The 522-nt window shown below is 53.8% G+C and carries 1 protein-coding gene; it reads right to left on the bottom strand.

Annotation, left to right across the window (positions count from 1 at the left end):
- Positions 1-61: 61 nt before the first annotated feature.
- The coding region (locus tag ACOI1H_RS26230) for an IS3 family transposase (RefSeq protein WP_422441297.1) at positions 62-522 on the bottom strand (461 nt) is incomplete at its 5' end.

The raw sequence follows: 522 nt of genomic DNA, 5'->3' as shown, positions 1-522 counted from the left end.
TAAGGTGGTCCTGCTTTCTCGACCAGTTTACAGCCTTTTTAAGATGGATCAGGGTTTCATGTCAGGCTGCTAATCTCACTGGTTCTGTTTTGCTGGCATAGGCCTCATCGGGGGTCAAGATGCCGTGGGTGGAGTGCGGTCGTTCAGCATTGTAATAGGCCAGCCACTTTCCAATGCCCGCCTTTGCCTCGGAGCCTCTTTCGAAGGCGTGCAGATAGACGCATTCATACTTCAGAGACCGCCAGAGGCGCTCAATCATTCGATTGTCGATCCAGCGCCCCTTACCGTCCATGCTGATCTTAATCTTCGCATCGCTCAGAACCTCGATCCAATCGCCGCTGGTGAACTGACTACCCTGATCGGTGTTGAATATCTCCGGCGTGCCGTGTTTGGCCAATGCCTTTTTCAGGGCCTCGATGCAGAAGTCCGCGTCCATGGTGTTGGACAGCCGCCATGCAAGCACCTTGCGACTGTACCAGTCCATGATGGCCACGAGATACAAGAACCCGCGTTTCATTGGGA

It is taken from the genome of Loktanella sp. DJP18 (assembly GCF_049310965.1).
Lineage (GTDB): Bacteria > Pseudomonadota > Alphaproteobacteria > Rhodobacterales > Rhodobacteraceae > Loktanella.
The sequence above is the reverse complement of the archived record's forward strand: the minus strand, read 5'-3'. Positions and strand labels throughout refer to the sequence as shown.